The organism is Pontibacter saemangeumensis (assembly GCF_039541895.1).
In the GTDB taxonomy this organism is placed as follows: Bacteria; Bacteroidota; Bacteroidia; order Cytophagales; family Hymenobacteraceae; genus Pontibacter; species Pontibacter saemangeumensis.
This window is the reverse complement of record NZ_BAABHC010000014.1, coordinates 437,376-454,017: the sequence shown is the minus strand read 5'-3', so window position 1 is coordinate 454,017 and position 16,642 is coordinate 437,376. Positions and strand designations below refer to the sequence as shown.

The window sequence follows — 16,642 nt, the reverse complement described above, 5'->3', positions numbered from 1 at the left end:
TTCAGACTCTATGACAAAGCACAGTGATAAGCTCTATGAGCAGCTATACAGCAAGCATTTTAAAAGCAGCTATGCTGGCAAGCCTACCAAGAAATTTGTAAAACTGATGCAGAAGATTAAAGAAAGTGAGCGAATGAGCTATAGGGAAAAGGAGATGCTATCCTTTTATAACATATCTTAAACTATTTATTATGGCACTTGACAACCCACCACAACCAACCCTGAGAGGATGACAATAATACCCGAGGTGCCCATTATAGAATACATATTTACTTTTACATGGATAAGGCTGCAATATGGAAGCTGATGCCTTTCATTCTCTACACGTCACCTTATTTAGAAGTGGCTAACAATATTATTTCACCACGGCCATTTCAGGCTTATAGAACAGTTTTGCAGACACCTTCCTGCCTAACCTGATGAAGGGCCTTTCAAAGTATTGGAAGCTCACAAAACTAAGCAGCAGGGAGAGCACCGTGCACAGCACCACCTTTGCCTCCAGAGGGAGCAAATAGTACCTCCCTGACAAGTTTCTCAACAGTGAACCACACGATGGGGTGCAACAGGTAGAGCGAATAGCTGATTTCCCCTAACAACCCAAACCCCCTTTCCATAAAGGAGGGCAGACGGTAGGTTATCTTATAGGCGGCAATACAGACAAGAATACAGAGCAGGGAGAACACCATCCGCGTGTTACCCGAAATCAGGTCCAGCACCCCGCCCACGGGATAAAAGGCAAAGGCTGCCAATGAGCTGGCCAGCAGCAGCAGGGCCTTCCTGTTGCCTATCTCCCTGCTCACAAAGAACGCGCCTACCAAGAAGCCTGCAAGGAACAGGAACACCTGGTTGAGTGGGTTGATGTAAGCGTGCCAGGCACCTGTGCCATACTCCCCAAAGGAAAGCAGCACGGCATAGGCGAAGTATATATAAATTCCTATCAGCAGGGCAGTTACTAGTGCAAGCAGGCCTCGGTGCTTGCGTAAGAGGAACATAAAGAGCGGGAAGAACAGGTAGAACACCAGTTCATTGCCGATTGACCACACCCCAGTGCCGATGTACTCTGAGGGGGCCACCAGCCCAAACAAACCCGTCAGGTTGAGCAGCAGCTTGATTTCCCCTGGATAGCTCCACCTGACCAGAAGCGTGGCGAAGGTCACCACCCACAGCAGGGGCAGGATCCGGAAGCCTCTTTTCAGGAAGAAGTCGGTCATGTCCTCCCTGTTAGGCTGCATGGAGTTTCGGTAGACGTGGAACAGGGTCAGGCCCGAGAGCACGTAAAAGACAGACACCCCGTAGAAGCCCAGACGTTTAATGAACAGGTCTGTGGAGGGGTCACCGTAGCCGAAGAGGATATAATGGTAGGCCATGATACCGAAGGCGGCAAGACCTCTGAGGTAATCAAGATTGTGTAAGCGACTTACTTTCATTAGACTGATAAAGGATGCAATGTTACTATATAAAAGTTATTTACTAAATAGAAATAGAAATCAATACTTAAGCAATGCGTCCATCTTGTAAAGGGTAAAAGCATAATTATGCAATGGTTGATATAGCTGCGTTACATATAGTTGTCTTAAAAGTGACTATAACCTTGTATAGAGGAATCCACTAATTGATTAGCTCTATGAATTTGTAAAGGCCTAAGAGTAAAAATAGGGCTGCACAACAGAACTTCAAAAACTGGTATTCAGTTTATTTATTTCTTTATTATCTGAATAATTGTTACCAGTTTGTTACTCGCTGCTTACGATTAAGCTATAAAACACTGAAAAATAGCAGTTTATGCAAAGGGTGATATACCCGCTCCTGGTACTACATAAGTGATATAAAGCCCTGTAAATTAGATATTTACAGGGCTTTATTTTTTGAGCAGATATTAAAATTGCTTAATAAATCTAACTTACTGATTAAGGACCCTTCACTCTACTGTCACACTTTTTCCTTTCAGACCATTATCTGCAAGTTTAAAAGGAGAATAAAACTGAATGATGCCCTGATTCATCAGGATTGGTATTTATAGACTCATACCTACAGCCTGTAGGCCTCGCTGTGCAGAACTCTTCACCTACTGGAAATAGCTTTCTGCACCATTTGCCCGTGTTGGAGGAGATAGCAACATACTACACCTTATAATGAAGAGGCTTCTCTTTGTTTTGCATTCAGCCAATGCATGGCATCCGCTCTGCTCGTAAAAAGTTTAACTTCTATCTGAGCCCCAATTCTGCCGTACAGCATTGCCTCTCCTGCTGATTCTCCAAATGAGCCTGGACGAGCCACATGTGCTAAATACCGAATTCCTGACTCATAGGCTCGTGGTAGCCACTCATCCGCGATCCAAGCCACCGCATCAGCCCACGGGCCCGTAAGGTCTGTGTTATTATTTAACCTGTAAGCACAATGGGTATGCTCGTGTAACTCTAGACCGGCAATAATCGCTTGCTTCAAATCCTGCTTTGAGGCAGTGCCAAACCACGTGGCTTCCACAATATTGACAGCTGCTTTATATTCTATTCTATAAAATGTCCTTCCAAAGACATTTTTGACTTCCTTGTACATAGGATAGGATGTGGCTTATATAAGCCTTATTTATTAGCCTATAAAGTTAAATAAATAATCAAAAGGTAAATAATTGATGTAATATTCATTATGATTACACCATTAACAGCAACTCCTTCTTGGTCGATGACCCAACTTTATTTAACCTTCTGCATCCGCTTCAGATATCTTTTTGTGAGCTTGCCTGCACAGGTGGTTTTAAAATGCTTGCTGTAAAGCTGCTCATATAGCTTATTGCAATCAAATGCCCCCTCATATAGCGTCAGCAGCTTTATTATTTTGGGCTGTAGTTTTTGGATACCTACATGCGTTCATTATTTGCATCTCGGTGCAGGTGCTTTGCCACTATAGATAGATCTTCATGCTCCGCTTGCCGGCGTGAGGGCATCGGAAGTGTCACCCCACGCCTTTGCCAATGTTGGAGGCGCTAAGTCAACCAACGGTGTAGTTCACTGGCTTGTCTTTATGTGTATAGTTCAATGCTAAAGAGGGGACAATCATAGCGTGTGTCGGCTGTCATGCTGTTGCTGCGGCAGGGAAGTGTTCCGCTTCTCTTCTTGTTTGGCTTTAAATACCCCTACTGTCCGAGCATTAATATAGAAACAGCCAGCACCTCATCAAACAGGGTTGGTGAAGGATTTTGGCATAATGGTATTTCATAAGCAAGAAGGCTTACTGATTAATCTGCGGCTTGAATGCCTGTTCCTTTTCGCATCAGAAGCTGACACTATGCGCATATTTTCGAGGTTTGACAACATGCTCTGCCTGATAAAGTTTCTTCTTATAACATGTTTTTTTATAGGATATTTAGTTTCACGGTTATCGTAATAGAATAAAAATATATAGAAATCTGATTATTAGAGATGTTATCTATAACTATGTAAATAAAAAATCGTAATTAGTCATGTTTGGCTTAAGTCAATATACCCGCTTCTCTAATTATCATAATTATCCATTAAAATATTCGCCCATGAAAAAATTCTTATTGTTCCTGTTCCCCTTATTCCTGTGCTTGTTCATGACTGGATGCAAAGATGAAGACGAGCCAGAGCCAGAGCCACTGCCAAGCGCCGTTGATGCAGATATAAAAAAACAAGTAAAATATTCATCAGGTGCAATTGAAACAAAGCCAGCTTCTGCCATTATTCATATATGGTCCGCTGAAGATGCAGATTTTGATGTGGAGGCTTCTGGAACTGATATCTATGTTGGATCCGCATATGATAAGAACTCAGGAGAATTTAAGACCGCGATATATGGTTCTGTTGGTAGCCGTATGAAAGAGCCTGTAGAACCTGGGAAGTATTTTATCTATGTTCTTTTGAAGAAATCATCAAGTAGCGGAAGCTTGGCTTATTCCCACACGTACTTTGAGATTAAGGAAGGTGAGAATTTGCAGCTTAAAAAGACTTTTAGCCATGATGTACCTTCAGGGGCTTACGAGGAGTGGGACAAGAACAAATGAAAGGTACCGTATGCTTTGTTTCCTGCCGCTGTCTACTTATCAAGGCTTCTTAGTCAAAGTCGCTGATGATGTAGTGTAGATAGGAGCAGCCTGAATACGCTTTTAAAATAAGAGGGGGGGCTGGATCCAGCCCCCCCTCTTATTTTAAAAGCATACATGCCACCGGAGTCGTTTGCAATTACTTTCTGGGGAAGGCTACAGGTAAACCCCCGGAGGGGTACCTTAACACCAGCCGCTGCGCTACCGCGCCAGGTCCTGGCTGCGGTTTGCGTCGATGGCGATGAGGATGAACAGCAGGATGGTAAAGGACCAGAGCGAGGATCCTCCATAGCTAAAGAAGGGCAGCGGGATGCCCACTACCGGAGCCAATCCGATCGTCATGCCCACGTTCACCAAAAAGTGAAAGAAGATGATGGAGGCCACGCAATAGCCGTAAGTGCGCCCGAACACCGACTTCTGCCGCTCCGCCACCATCACAATCCGGATCAGCAGGAAAACGAAAAGGCCGATCAGCACGGTGCTGCCAACCCAGCCCTGCTCTTCGCCGATGGTGCAGAAAATAAAGTCGGTGCTTTGCTCCGGCACAAAGTCGAACTTTGTCTGAGTGCCTTCCAAAAAGCCTTTGCCCCAGAAGCCGCCGGACCCGATCGCGATTTTGGACTGCGTCACGTTCCAGCCAAAGCCGAGTGGGTCAGCCTCTGGATTGATGAGCGCTTTGATGCGGTTCTGCTGGTGCGGCTGCAGCACATTGTTCACAAAAAAATCCACACTGAAGATCATCCCAACAATAACGGCCCATAAGGCAATCATGGTTTTATAACGTCGCAGCAGGCGGTAGTCCAGCCAGGTAACGAGCGCCAGCACCACTGTGAGCGCCAGAATCAGGTACAGCTTCGGGATGAGGAGCGTGAGGATGAAGATAGCCGCTACAGAGCCTCCGATAATGAGGATCAGCGGCGATATGCCCTCGCGGAAATATGCCAGCACGAAAGCGGCGAATACAAGGGCAGAGCCCGTTTCGTTCTGCAGGATGATGATAGCAGGGGGCAACAGCGTAATAGCGGCCAGTTTCATCTGGTCTTTGAAGTTCTGCTGCCGCAGGCTGATGGTGCTCAAAAACCTGGAGGCGGCGAGGGCTGTGGCAAACTTGGCTAACTCTGCCGGCTGCAGCCGGATTCCCCCGCCCAGATCCAGCCACGACCGGGAGCCGGCAATGGGCTGGGCCACCGCCAGCGTAACGAGCAGAAGCAGGATAATAGCGCCATATATAGGGTAGGCGAGGTGCTCGTATACTTTGTAATCCACCACCAGCAGCACGACGATGAGCAGCAGCGAGGCCGCGATCCACACCAACTGCTTGCCGGAGTTAATGTCGAAGCTCATGATGTTCACCACGTTGTCGGGGCTGTACACGGCAGCGTAAATGTTCATCCAGCCCAGCGCCACCAAAAGGAAATACAGCAGTACCGTTACCCAGTCCATGTTCTGGAGCATGCGGCTGCCGGATGTGCGCCTGCTCGTTACAGGCGACATGACCGTTCTGCTGCTGCCAAGTACTTTCTGCTCTCCTCCCACTTTCTTAGTCAATGTTTAGGTACTCCCTGCTCAGCACCCATTCTTCTTTTTTCTTCTGGGTGACGGAGTCGGTCAGATACTGCTCTATCATCAGGCCCGCAATAGGCGCTGCCGACTGTGCGCCGAACCCTGCATTCTCCACATATACCGCAATGGCTATTTTAGGGTCATCCTTCGGCGCAAACGCCACGAACACCGCATGGTCCTTGCCCTGCGGGTTCTCCGCTGTACCTGTTTTGCCGCACACCTCGATGCCCAGCTTCTCGAGCGACGCGTTCCGGCCTGTACCGGACTTCACCACCGCCGCCATGCCTTCCACCACAGGGGCAAAATGACGCTCCTCCACGGCGGTGTAATGGCGCTCCTGGTATTCTGGCAGCGGCTCGCCTTTTTCACCGATAGAGCGGATGATGTGCGGCGTTATATAGTAGCCCCTGTTTGCAATAGTCGCCATAAAATTGGCCATTTGCAAAGGCGTAACGCCTAACTCCCCCTGCCCGATGCTGAGGGAGTAAATGGTGGAGAACTTCCACCGGTTCTGGCCATAGACACGGTCGTACATGGCGGTGGATGCTACGATGCCTTCTTTCTCGTTGGGCAGATCGATGCCAAGCTCCTGCCCGAAGCCAAAGGTGGTGATCTGTTCGCGCCAGCTTGAGAGGCCAATAGCCGTGTCCTTGAAGGTATTCTTCGACTTCCCCTGGTTCACAATAGCGCGGAACACCTGGTAAAAGTAGGGGTTGCAGGAGGTCTGAATGGCGATGCTCAGGTTGGAGGGAGCTGCATGGGCGTGTGAGCACTTCACGAGGCTCTGGTTGCAGGGGTAACCGGTATTAGGGGTAATCACGCCTTCCTGCAGGGCCACGAGCGCCTGCGCCAGCTTAAAGATAGAGCCCGGCGGGTTGCTGCTCGCCATTACCGGGCGGTTGAACATGGTTTTGTTCGGCTCGCTCAGCAGCGCCATATAGTTCTTGCCGTAGTCCTTGCCCGTAAACAGGTTCGGGTCGTAAAAGGGGGCCGAGATATAAGCCAGCACTTCGCCTGTTTTCGGCTCGATGGCCACCACGCTTCCCTTGGTACCGTTCATCAGGAACTCTCCGTATTTCTGAAGGTCCAGGTCGATGGTGCTGATGAGGTTCTTGCCGGCAACGGAAAGGGTATCATAAGCCCCGTCCTTAAACGAGCCCTTCTCCACGCCGCGCACGTTCACCATCTTATACTTCACGCCCCGGCTGCCCATCAGGTACTTTTCATACTCCAGCTCGATGCCGCTCTTGCCGATGTAATCGCCGGGACGGTAGCCGTTGTAGGCCGAGTCCTCGAGCTGCCTCGGGCTTATCTCGGCGATATACCCCAGCGCATGCGCCAGGCTCTGGTGCGGATAGCCGCGGGCCGTGCGGGCGTTTATATAGAAGCCGGGAAAGTCGATGAGGTTGCCCTGGATGCGGGCGAACTCCTGCGTGCTCAGCTTCTGGTAAAAAGCGGATGGCTGCACGTATGAGAAGGCGCGGGCTTTTTTCAGGCGGTCCCGCACATCCTCCAGCGGTAACTCGAGGAGCGCGCAGAGGTGCAGGGTGTCGAGGGCCTTCACTTCCTTCGGCACCACCATCAGGTCATACACCGGGGTGTTCTGCACCAGCAGCTCCCCGTTCCGGTCATAGATCAGGCCACGGAAAGGATATTGGATAACCGGCTTAATGGCATTGGTTTCAGCCGCCTGCTTGTAGCTGCTGTCCACCACCTGGATGTAGAACAGCCGGAGGGCGAAAACGGCACCCACAAGAATGAAGATGCCCTGGATAACGTATTTGCGGTTTTCTAAGTAGTTCATCGGTAATTTACGCGCTCTCGTTTAGGCGAAAAGAACAGGAGCTGCAGGATCACCATTACAATGGCCGTGAAGAAAGTGCTGAGAAGGATCTTGCCTAGGGTGTACAAAGCCGCTTGGAAATTTATTGTCTCCAGGAAGAACACTGCCGCATGGTGGAACAGGATCAGTGTAAACGAATAGGCCAGAAACCAGCGCCATCCCATCACGTGAATGTTAACGGAATCACTGGAGTCGTAACCATCGCGGGGCGTCAGAAGGTTCAATATATGCGGCCTTAAAAAGGCCAGCAGCACGCTGGCGGCGGCGTGTATACCCACGGTATCGTAGAACATATCCACCGTGAAGCCCACCAGGAAACCAAGGAATAACAGCCACAACCTATTGATTGCCAACGGCAAAAACAGGAGGAACGCGATATATATAAAGCAAAAGCCGGTGCCGAAAAGCACGAGGTTGTCCAGCAGCAGAATCTGCAGCGCCACGAACAGAAAAAACTGTATGATATATTTTATGCCAAAGCTATTGATCATCCGTCACGATACCTGCTTGTTGTTCTAAATCCTCCCGCTCATACATGGTCGTGTTCTCCACCACATACACGTAGGAAAGCTGCGCAAAGTCAACCGCCAGCCGTACTTTGATGGTGTAAAAGCTTTTGTCCTGCTCTTTCTCCACCGAGGTGATGGTGCCCACCATAATGCCCTCCGGGAAAACAGTGTTATAGCCGCTCGTCACCACGGTGTCGCCTTTTTCGGGCTGCACATGCAGCGGGATGTAGTCCAGCATGGCGGTGCGGTAGTCCCCCCCGGTCCATTTGATGGTGCCGAAGGTGTTGTCTTTCTTGATTTTGGCCGAGACCAGCATCTGGGAGTGCAGCACAGAGGTAACGGTCGCATAGTCCGCTGACACTGTTTTCACACGGCCCACCACGCCGTCCGGCGATATCACGCCCATGCCCGGCTTCACGCCGTCGGCGGTGCCGATGGCCAGCGTCAGGTAGTTGTTCATGCGGCGCACGGAGTTGTTGATCACCCGGCCCGCGTGCAGGACGTAAGGCGCCGCATGGCTAGTGTCGGAGGCCAGGTAAAGCGTGGTGTCCAGTGCGGCGGTGGTATCCGACTCCTGCTGTACGCGGTACTGCATCAGCTCCCTGCGCAGCGCAGCATTCTCGTGGGCCAGCGTGTTGTTGATGGACGTTAACCGGAAATAGTCTGTGATGCCGCTCTGGTACTCCAGCACCTGCCCCACATACTTGTTGGCGGAGTTGAAGAAGGCGGCTCCCTGGTACGTATTGTATCGCACGATCAGGTACACGCACAGCACCTCCAGCAAAACGAACACGAGGAACGCACGGAACCGGTATATAAATGCAAAAAGATTCCGCATGGAGCCCTGTTACGTCAGCAGGACGTTCTTAAATCCTTCAATATTCTTAATGGCGGCCCCCGTGCCACGCACCACTGCCCTTAGCGGGTCCTCGGCGATGTGGATCGGCAGCTTCGTTTTGGCGGCCAGGCGCTTGTCCAAGCCACGCAGCAGCGCACCGCCGCCCGTCAGGTGGATGCCGTTGTCATATATGTCAGCCGATAGCTCCGGCGGCGCGATCTCCAGGGCCTTCAGCACCGCCTCCTCTATCTTGGAGACGGACTTATCCAGCGCGATGGCGATTTCCTGATAGGTTACCTTGATCACCTTCGGGATGCCCGTCATCAGGTCGCGGCCACGGATCTCGTAATCGGCCGGTGGGTTCTCGATCTCGGTGAGGGCCGCGCCGACCTCAATCTTGATCTTCTCGGCGGAGCGCTCCCCGATCAGCAGGTTGTGCTGGCGGCGCATATAGTCCAGGATGTCTTTGGTGAAAACGTCTCCGGCGATGCGGATAGACTGGTCGCAGACAATGCCGGAGAGGGCAACCACCGCAATCTCAGTCGTGCCGCCGCCAATGTCCACAATCATGGAGCCAATGGGCTGCTCCACGTCAATGCCAATGCCAATGGCGGCGGCCATCGGCTCCTGTATCATCCAGACCTCCTTGGCGCCGGCATGCTGGGCCGAGTCGCGCACCGCGCGCTTCTCCACCTCGGTGATGCCAGACGGAATGCAAATGACCATGCGGTGCGACGGCTGGAACAGGCGCCGGCCCGTGTCAATCATCTTGATCATGCCGCGTATCATTTCCTCGGCCGCGTGGAAGTCAGCAATCACCCCGTCTTTCAGCGGGCGGATGGTCTTGATGTTCTCGTGTGTCTTTTCATGCATCTGCATCGCCTGACGGCCAATAGCCAGTACTTTGCCCGTGGTGCGGTCTACAGCGATGATGGAAGGCTCGTCTACAACTATTTTATCGTTATGTATGATCAGGGTATTGGCAGTACCAAGGTCAATCGCTATATCACTGGTTAAGAAGTTGAATAGTCCCATTTTGGCGGTTCAGGCTACACTGTGCCCAATTATATTTTAGATATACAATATTTCTAATCAGAAACTTGCAGCAAAATTAGTGAATTTCAGCGGAATTAATAACGCGGTACCCAAAGCCGTAGAAATATAAAGTTTTTTTGCACAGCTACTTAATTTATATATGGATTGTTATAACGGCTTGCGCTACGATAAAATTGAATATTCCCCTGTTTATCCCCTAAAGCGGTGACGCACAGCCTCTCCGGAAAGGCATAAAAAAATCCCTGGCCTTGTACCGGTCCAGGGATTTTCAGGAGAAACGATATATACCCGTTAGTGCTTGAAATGGCGCACGCCCGTCATCACCATGGCCATATTATGCGCGTCGCAGTAGGCGACAGAATCCTTGTCCTTGATGGAGCCGCCGGGCTGCACCACGGCTTTGATGCCGGCCTGGTCTGCGATCTCCACGCAGTCCGGGAAGGGGAAGAAGGCGTCGGAGGCCATCACCGTCTGGCTCAGGTCGAAGCCGAAGCTGCGGGCCTTCTCGATGGCCTGGCGCAGGGCATCCACGCGGGAGGTCTGGCCCACGCCGCTGGCGTACATCATCTTGTCGGTGGCCAGCACAATGGTGTTGGACTTGGTGTGCTTGCACACCTTGGCGGCGAACACCAGGGCCTTTTTCTCCTCGGCTGTCGGCTCGCGCTCTGTCGCTGTTTTGAAATCGGCCTCTGTCTCCGTGGCCAGGTCCTTGTCCTGCTCAATCACGCCGTTCAGCAATGTCTTGAACAGTTTTTTCGGAAGCTCCACGTCCTTCTGCTTCAGCAGGATACGGTTTTTCTTGGAGCGCAGCAGTTCCAGTGCGTCGGCATCATACGCGGGTGCGATCAACACCTCGAAAAACAGCTTGTTCAGCTCTTCGGCGGTGCCCAGGTCAATGGTTCTGTTCGCGATGATGACGCCGCCGAAGGCAGACACCGGGTCAGACGAAAGCGCCAGCAAATAGGCTTCCTTGATCGTATCGGCAGAGGCGCAGCCGCAGGCATTGGTGTGCTTCAGGATGGCGACGGTCGGCTCCTCGAACTCAGCGCCCAGGGCCACGGCGGCGTCCACGTCCACGAGGTTGTTGTAAGACAGTTGCTTGCCGTTCAGTTGCTCAAACAGGTCTTCCAGCTTTCCGTAGAAAGTGCCTTTCTGATGCGGGTTTTCGCCATAGCGCAGCGGCGTGCTCTCGCGCAGGCTCTGCTTGAACACGGGCGTCTCTTCGTCTGCATGCATATAGTTGAAGATGTGCGTGTCGTAATGCGAGGACACATCAAAGGCCTTTGCGGCAAAACGCTTGCGGTCCCCGATGTCGGTGGCGCCGTCCTTGGCCTGCAGCAGTTCCACTACCTCCCCGTACTGGTCACGCGACGAAACAATCAGCACATCCTTAAAATTCTTGGCTGCCGCCCGGATCAGGGAGATGCCGCCGATGTCGATCTTCTCGATCACCTCTGCCTCCGAAGCGCCAGAGGCTACTGTTTCCTCAAAGGGATATAAATCCACCACCACCAGGTCGATGGGCGGAATCTCGAACTTCTCTCGCTCCGCAAGGTCGCTCTCGTTGTCGCGGCGGTGCAGGATGCCGCCGAATACCTTCGGGTGCAGCGTTTTCACCCTTCCACCGAATATGGAGGGGTAAGCCGTCAGGTCTTCCACGGCCACCACCTGGGCGCCCTGCTCCTCTAAAAAGGTCTGTGTGCCACCCGTGGAGTATATAGTCACGTTGTGCTGCTTCAGAAGCTCCACCAGCGGCTCGAGGCGGTCTTTGTAATAAACTGATATGAGTGCGGATTTGATTTTAACGGATTGCATGGATATGGCTTGTTTGGGTTAAAGGTCTGTTTTTGGTTGATCCTGCGCTGATAGCAACTGCTCTACCACCAGCGGCAGGTGCTTGTGCTCCAGTTGCAGCACGCGGGCGGCCAGGTCTTCCGGTGTATCAGTGGGCAGCACCGGGCAGCGCTCCTGCAGGATGAATGCGCCTTTGTCGTACTCCTCGTTTATATAATGGATGGTGATGCCGGACTCTGCGTCACCGGACTGCACCACAGCCGTATGTACGTGCCTGCCGTGCATGCCTTTGCCGCCGTACCGGGGCAGCAGGGCCGGGTGTATGTTGATGATCTGGTTGGGGAACGCCTGGAGCAGGTTCTGCGGCACCAGCCACAGGAAGCCCGCCAGCACGATCAGGTCGGTGTTGAACTGCTGTATCTGCTGCAGCACCTTGTCGGATTTGTAAAACTCCTCCCGGTTAAATAAAAAAGCCGGGACGTGGTAAGTCTCGGCTCTTTGGAGGGCATAGGCGTTCGGGTTGTTGGAGAAAAGGGCGGCCACACGAATGGCAGGGTGGTGCTCGAAGTGCTCCAGCAGGCGCTGGGCGTTGCTTCCCGATCCCGAAGCGAATATGACTATATTTTTCTTAGCTGGTCGTTCCAAAAGTATGCACTTCTAATGAAACCGCAAATATAAGGGGTTTGGCCGTAGAAGCCAGCGGGTACGCCTTATTATATAGGGTATATCGGGGCGATGGAAACCAAAGTATATATAGATGCTCTTTTCGCGCTACTTTTTCAGCTGGCGCTCATATAGTGCCATCCAGGCCCGCGGCGTCATTTTCGCGGCAAGCTCACCGATGAGTTTGTAGGGTATATGAGCTGGTTTCCTGAAGCGGATGCAGCTTTTGCCCATATACAGCCTGGATTGGCAGTGCTTCGGGTACTCCTGCACAAACCATCCCAGCAACTCCTGATCCGCATACAGGCCCATATGGTACACCGCGATGAAGTTCTTCTGCGAGGCGATGCTGATGAATGGCAAGGGCAGTTGAGGGTCGCAGTGGTAGCCGGCGGGGTAGAGGGCGTGCGGCACCACATAGCCGATCATGCCGTAGCCCATGGTCTCGGCGAAGCCAGCCGGCAGGTTTTCTTTCAGCACCCTCCTCAGCGCAGCCAGGGCGTCTCTCCTGTCGCCGGGAAGGAGGTTTATATAGGCTTCGGGTGAGTCGGGTACGTCAGGCATGGGTTTTTACTTGGTGATGCTTGTGATTTCATACACTAAGGGAGTAGTCTTTACCGAACCTGCTTCTTCATCGGGCAGGAAGCTCGGGTATACAGCGGTGCTGGAAAAGGCCGAAAGCTACCGCCTGTGACCTTCGTAATATAACGTGAACTTAGAAAATATTCTGCCTATGCTGCTATCCGCTGCCTACCCCTCCGGCTTCACTACTTTCAAGTTCTATAGCTGGGTGTGGTGCTCTCAGGCTGAGAGGCCTCGTTTTCCCCTTCGGCGCTGCTGGGGGTAGGAACCCTCTATTTCGTTTCCTGTCTTACGACTGCCGCTCCCGCGGCACCGGAAGCTCTCGGAACAGGGGGACCCTACCCCCGGCGCCTCAAGGGAAAACTGGAAACAGTTTCGCCCTGAACTGACTGCCGGAGGTTTATATAGGGAGATAGTTTGTTAGTTCACAACAAATTGAGATATGCCAATTTCAAAGCTTACTTTATATAAAGCTTACTTTATATATAGATGCGGCAGCCATTGCTCATTAAATACATACTCATTTTTAAATAATACTGGGTGGCACCAAGGGCAGGCTTTTAATTATCTAAACCAATCCCCTTCCGGATGGCAGTTTCCACTGGTGCGTAAGCGGCGTCTGCCCGATGAAGCTCGAATTCTTCTGCTGCACAAAGCGGGGGCTGGGCCATGAACCGGGGTGTTTCGCCGTGGTGCGCCTGGGCTGCATGCGCCAGAAAGGGGTGACAAAGGTAAACGGTTCCTGCCTCGCCAGTGGCCAGTACTTCCTGCCTGCCAGCGGTTATATATAGCTTGTCTGCCAGTTCCATAAACGAGAGGCCTACGGCTCCGTGCGGGGCCAGGAGGCGCGCCACATCCAAATGCGAGCCTGCCCGGATACGGGTGGGGGCATCCCGCTCCGCCACATCAGAGAAAAGGAACAGCATCAGCAGGGCTCTTCCCTTCGAGGTTACATTCACCCGCCAAGAGAAAATATCAGCCGGATCTTCTCCCGGAAAACTTGCGTCCACATGCCAGCCGGCATCGCCGGGGTCAGCTGTACCCGGAAAGCGTACCGGAAACGTGCCGAGACTATGACGGGAGAGCCACCTGCCTGCGCCAACCAACTGGTCGAAAGCAGCGTGAAGCATGGGCGTGTTCACGGCTTTGTCGAAGGGCTCCTGGGCATAATCACCAAGCCGCACAACAGGCTGCGTCCAGGTTGTAGGATCTTTAGGTCCGCAGCCGGTGTCTTTCCACAGAATGCGGCGCCCTTCCTCCGCCAGACTGCGGGGAAAAGCGCCCTCCAGCCTGACATAGCCGTGCTGTATGAACTGCTGAATCTGGCTCTCGTTAAGCACCTGTCTCATTTATTCATCGGGCTGTATCTGCGGATGTTTTGCCTAACGGCTCTGCGCTGCGGCGGGCTGATAATTACCTGTAACTGCCGCCGTATGAGTTTGACTCATTTTTGGAACCGGAACGATTCGGAATCTGATGGCAACTTCTGGATTCCCTCTGTCAGGAGCCTGTTTTCTAATTTGCTCAATAGGAATTCAGCAAAGTCGGATACTTCTTTCAATTTTTGGTCAGGAAGCTTGTAAAGGTTTTTTGTTGTCCAATGTATCAAAGTTTGCCTTGTCTTATATTCCTTCTCCTTTCCCTAATGCAACGAATTATTCAGTCAATTTGATACTTATCCCGAAATTAACTGCTTGTGCATGATGTGGATGAGGCGGAGCCAAAACTTACATTATGCACTCGATTATACGGAATTATTCTTCTTCACCAGCCCTGTTTTCTACTCTGTCACTCTCATCGTCCAGTCTGAGTAAGCTTCCTTTTTGCGACTTCAGATTACCCTTCAATATAGTCTCTTTGCCATTGGCCGTAACTCTAACTCCTGTTTCCTGGCTTTCTTCTTCATCACTCCATCTTTCGTAGACTTCATATTTTACTCCATCATTATGGAAGGAGAGAGAATAGTCTCCGAAGCCAGCGTTAGCCTTTCCGCCAAAGCGTTTTACTCCGTAAAGCTCAAATGCTTTCCATGAAGATGAGTCAAGCTTTCCAGGATATTCAAATTCGATTCTTTTATCGGTACCGAACCTGTAAACCAGATACTGGTTTTTTTTGTTCTTACATATATAAATAGCCTTTAAGCTGTCAATCAACTTGAAGGTGTAAATCACTTCTTCATTCTTCTTACAAAGACCTTCGGTTTCATCGTAGGGCTGAAAGCTTGTGAGACAAAACAGAAGTGCCATACCCAAAGCAACTACCTTCATAAATTTCTGTAATTAAAATCTCGTTTTACCATAGGTTACACGGGATTAATTCCGAATAGCCACCTAAAATAGGAGAAATCGAAGCTATTTTCAATATATAAATAAAGACAACTAACACTTATATAGACCCTGAGGTAACAAAAGAAACTCCCTACTTCCGTTTTGCCTTGAGCGACCAGGTAAAGCGAAAGGTGGCGACCTGATCGCCGCTTTCGTCCACGCCTATGCTGGTGGCAGTTACCGTGACCCCTTCCCCGGTTGCCTTTGTTCTCTCAGCGGCCGCAGCGATGGCCGCCCCGTCGTGGCAGGTGAAGGCGATAGTGCCGACGGACTTTTTTGTGAAGTCGGCTTCCATGCGCACCACCAGCATCGATATGGCAGGAACCGATTTATATACCTGCATCATGCAAAGCACCCCCGTCGATAGCTCTGCGGCCATGCTGAGGCAGGCGAAGTAGATAGACCGGAACGGGTTTTTGTTAAGGTACTTGTAGGGCACGCGCACCGTGGCCAGCGCCGGCGTGATGGCCGATACCCGGAGCCCGGCCATATAGGCCATCGGCAGCCGGGACAGCATAAACAGGCGGAACTTCACCGGGGATAGCACCAGGGCGCGGAAGGTGGCGGCATTGTCTGTTTGGCGGGGCATGGCAGGGGAGTAAAGCAAATGGTTTGGCTTGCGCAAATAGGGCGGGAGGGAAGGCGCTACCGCGCGTCTCCGCAGGCGCCGCAAACCCCCTGCGCCGAAAAATGCAGGCTGTGCACCCTGTACCCGGCGGGCAATGCAGGGGCTGGCACGTCCACCTCGTTCAGGCAGAATGTCTGGCCGCAGGACGTGCAGTTAAAGTGAATATGGTTGTCGTGGTGCTGGTGCTGGTTGCAGGCCTCCTGGCAGAGCGCATACTTCACTGCCCCGCTCACGTCGTTGATGCTGTGCACCAGGCCCTTCTCCTCAAACGAGTGCAGCGTTCTGTAGAGGGTCACGCGGTCGTATCTGGCTCCGAGTTGCTTCTCAATGTCGGAGTGGGCCAGCGCGTAGTTGTTTTTCAGCAGGAGCGCCAGTACCTCTAACCGGCAGTTGGTTTTGCGGAGCATGTACTGCTGCAGCAATTCCTGTGTCTTTCGCGATACATTGCTGTGTTGGTTTTCCATAGCGTTGGTAAATATACAGTTTTAATCGCTCCTGTCCATAAAAACCACATAAACCCACGGTTAAACATCATTATTCCCGTGGCTTCTGTTTGCCTGATCGTGAACATGAGAATTGATCATGCTATTTTCCAGCGATTTTTCATCCTTAAATAGCAAAACCCGTATATATAGCTGTGGGGATTTTTAGCTTATTTGCAGACAATCCTACAGCAGCTGCGGATCACTGCTATTCAAGAGCCGATCAGGAGGAGAGGGCGCTGCAGGACAAGCCTGGTGCAGCAGGAGGCGCCAAAAACGGCACCGTCAATAGGTGCA

General features: G+C 51.6%; 15 protein-coding genes. 1 reads left to right on the top strand and 14 read right to left on the bottom strand.

What is annotated here, in order from left to right; all coding sequences use genetic code 11:
- Nucleotides 1-455 precede the first annotated feature (455 nt).
- On the bottom strand, nucleotides 456-1,427 hold the full coding sequence (locus ABD920_RS12595) for an acyltransferase family protein (RefSeq protein ID WP_345159477.1): 972 nt from the start codon (nucleotides 1,425-1,427) through the stop codon (nucleotides 456-458).
- 700 nt (nucleotides 1,428-2,127) lie between these two features.
- Entirely contained in the window at nucleotides 2,128-2,556 is a 429-nt protein-coding gene (locus ABD920_RS12590; protein ID WP_345159475.1) for a hypothetical protein, read from the bottom strand.
- A 970-nt stretch (nucleotides 2,557-3,526) separates the two neighbouring features.
- Between ABD920_RS12590 and ABD920_RS12585 the strand changes: the two genes are divergently transcribed.
- A complete protein-coding gene (locus ABD920_RS12585; protein WP_345159473.1) occupies nucleotides 3,527-4,021 on the top strand; it encodes a hypothetical protein in 495 nt (164 codons plus the stop codon).
- A gap of 240 nt (nucleotides 4,022-4,261) precedes the next feature.
- Here the strand turns inward: ABD920_RS12585 and rodA are convergent, their stop codons facing one another.
- From rodA to ABD920_RS12525, 12 genes are all read right to left on the bottom strand, one after another.
- Nucleotides 4,262-5,554, bottom strand: a complete 1,293-nt coding sequence (rodA, locus tag ABD920_RS12580; RefSeq protein ID WP_345159833.1) for a rod shape-determining protein RodA — start codon at nucleotides 5,552-5,554, stop codon at nucleotides 4,262-4,264.
- Between the two features lie 46 nt (nucleotides 5,555-5,600).
- Complete coding sequence (gene mrdA / locus ABD920_RS12575) at nucleotides 5,601-7,427, bottom strand: penicillin-binding protein 2 (protein ID WP_345159471.1); 1,827 nt, start codon at nucleotides 7,425-7,427, stop codon at nucleotides 5,601-5,603.
- Nucleotides 7,424-7,957 (bottom strand): hypothetical protein, encoded by a 534-nt coding sequence (locus ABD920_RS12570; protein ID WP_345159469.1) that lies wholly within the window; start codon nucleotides 7,955-7,957, stop codon nucleotides 7,424-7,426. Before ABD920_RS12570 ends, mrdA begins: the two co-directional genes overlap by 4 nt.
- Nucleotides 7,947-8,813 carry a rod shape-determining protein MreC gene (mreC, locus tag ABD920_RS12565; protein WP_345159468.1) on the bottom strand — a complete coding sequence of 289 codons (867 nt, stop codon included), beginning with the start codon at nucleotides 8,811-8,813 and terminating at the stop codon, nucleotides 7,947-7,949. Before mreC ends, ABD920_RS12570 begins: the two co-directional genes overlap by 11 nt.
- A 9-nt stretch (nucleotides 8,814-8,822) precedes the next feature.
- Nucleotides 8,823-9,848 carry a rod shape-determining protein gene (locus tag ABD920_RS12560; protein ID WP_115565171.1) on the bottom strand — a complete coding sequence of 342 codons (1,026 nt, stop codon included), beginning with the start codon at nucleotides 9,846-9,848 and terminating at the stop codon, nucleotides 8,823-8,825.
- Between the two features lie 312 nt (nucleotides 9,849-10,160).
- Nucleotides 10,161-11,684 (bottom strand): bifunctional phosphoribosylaminoimidazolecarboxamide formyltransferase/IMP cyclohydrolase, encoded by a 1,524-nt coding sequence (gene purH / locus ABD920_RS12555; RefSeq protein WP_345159466.1) that lies wholly within the window; start codon nucleotides 11,682-11,684, stop codon nucleotides 10,161-10,163.
- 18 nt (nucleotides 11,685-11,702) lie between these two features.
- Nucleotides 11,703-12,308, bottom strand: coding sequence for a phosphoribosylglycinamide formyltransferase (purN, locus tag ABD920_RS12550; RefSeq protein ID WP_345159464.1), 606 nt, complete (start codon nucleotides 12,306-12,308; stop codon nucleotides 11,703-11,705).
- Nucleotides 12,309-12,434: 126 nt separating this feature from the next.
- A complete protein-coding gene (locus ABD920_RS12545; protein WP_345159462.1) occupies nucleotides 12,435-12,890 on the bottom strand; it encodes a DUF1801 domain-containing protein in 456 nt (151 codons plus the stop codon).
- A 578-nt stretch (nucleotides 12,891-13,468) separates the two neighbouring features.
- Nucleotides 13,469-14,257 carry a phytanoyl-CoA dioxygenase family protein gene (locus ABD920_RS12540; RefSeq protein WP_345159461.1) on the bottom strand — a complete coding sequence of 263 codons (789 nt, stop codon included), beginning with the start codon at nucleotides 14,255-14,257 and terminating at the stop codon, nucleotides 13,469-13,471.
- Nucleotides 14,258-14,662: 405 nt separating this feature from the next.
- Nucleotides 14,663-15,175, bottom strand: coding sequence for a hypothetical protein (locus ABD920_RS12535; protein ID WP_345159459.1), 513 nt, complete (start codon nucleotides 15,173-15,175; stop codon nucleotides 14,663-14,665).
- 151 nt (nucleotides 15,176-15,326) lie between these two features.
- Nucleotides 15,327-15,824 (bottom strand): DUF4442 domain-containing protein, encoded by a 498-nt coding sequence (locus ABD920_RS12530; RefSeq protein ID WP_345159458.1) that lies wholly within the window; start codon nucleotides 15,822-15,824, stop codon nucleotides 15,327-15,329.
- A 56-nt stretch (nucleotides 15,825-15,880) separates the two neighbouring features.
- Entirely contained in the window at nucleotides 15,881-16,327 is a 447-nt protein-coding gene (locus ABD920_RS12525) for a Fur family transcriptional regulator (protein WP_345159456.1), read from the bottom strand.
- Between the last annotated feature and the right edge of the window lie 315 nt (nucleotides 16,328-16,642).

What these genes read in the sequence shown, in the direction of transcription:
- ABD920_RS12595 (WP_345159477.1), bottom strand. Translation starts at nt 1,427, where the DNA reads ATGAAAGTAAGTCGCTTACACAATCTTGATTACCTCAGAGGTCTTGCC.
- ABD920_RS12590 (WP_345159475.1), bottom strand. Translation starts at nt 2,556, where the DNA reads ATGTACAAGGAAGTCAAAAATGTCTTTGGAAGGACATTTTATAGAATA.
- ABD920_RS12585 (WP_345159473.1), top strand. Translation starts at nt 3,527, where the DNA reads ATGAAAAAATTCTTATTGTTCCTGTTCCCCTTATTCCTGTGCTTGTTC.
- rodA (WP_345159833.1), bottom strand. Translation starts at nt 5,554, where the DNA reads ATGTCGCCTGTAACGAGCAGGCGCACATCCGGCAGCCGCATGCTCCAG.
- mrdA (WP_345159471.1), bottom strand. Translation starts at nt 7,427, where the DNA reads ATGAACTACTTAGAAAACCGCAAATACGTTATCCAGGGCATCTTCATT.
- ABD920_RS12570 (WP_345159469.1), bottom strand. Translation starts at nt 7,957, where the DNA reads ATGATCAATAGCTTTGGCATAAAATATATCATACAGTTTTTTCTGTTC.
- mreC (WP_345159468.1), bottom strand. Translation starts at nt 8,813, where the DNA reads ATGCGGAATCTTTTTGCATTTATATACCGGTTCCGTGCGTTCCTCGTG.
- ABD920_RS12560 (WP_115565171.1), bottom strand. Translation starts at nt 9,848, where the DNA reads ATGGGACTATTCAACTTCTTAACCAGTGATATAGCGATTGACCTTGGT.
- purH (WP_345159466.1), bottom strand. Translation starts at nt 11,684, where the DNA reads ATGCAATCCGTTAAAATCAAATCCGCACTCATATCAGTTTATTACAAA.
- ABD920_RS12545 (WP_345159462.1), bottom strand. Translation starts at nt 12,890, where the DNA reads ATGCCTGACGTACCCGACTCACCCGAAGCCTATATAAACCTCCTTCCC.
- ABD920_RS12540 (WP_345159461.1), bottom strand. Translation starts at nt 14,257, where the DNA reads ATGAGACAGGTGCTTAACGAGAGCCAGATTCAGCAGTTCATACAGCAC.
- ABD920_RS12535 (WP_345159459.1), bottom strand. Translation starts at nt 15,175, where the DNA reads ATGAAGGTAGTTGCTTTGGGTATGGCACTTCTGTTTTGTCTCACAAGC.
- ABD920_RS12530 (WP_345159458.1), bottom strand. Translation starts at nt 15,824, where the DNA reads ATGCCCCGCCAAACAGACAATGCCGCCACCTTCCGCGCCCTGGTGCTA.
- ABD920_RS12525 (WP_345159456.1), bottom strand. Translation starts at nt 16,327, where the DNA reads ATGGAAAACCAACACAGCAATGTATCGCGAAAGACACAGGAATTGCTG.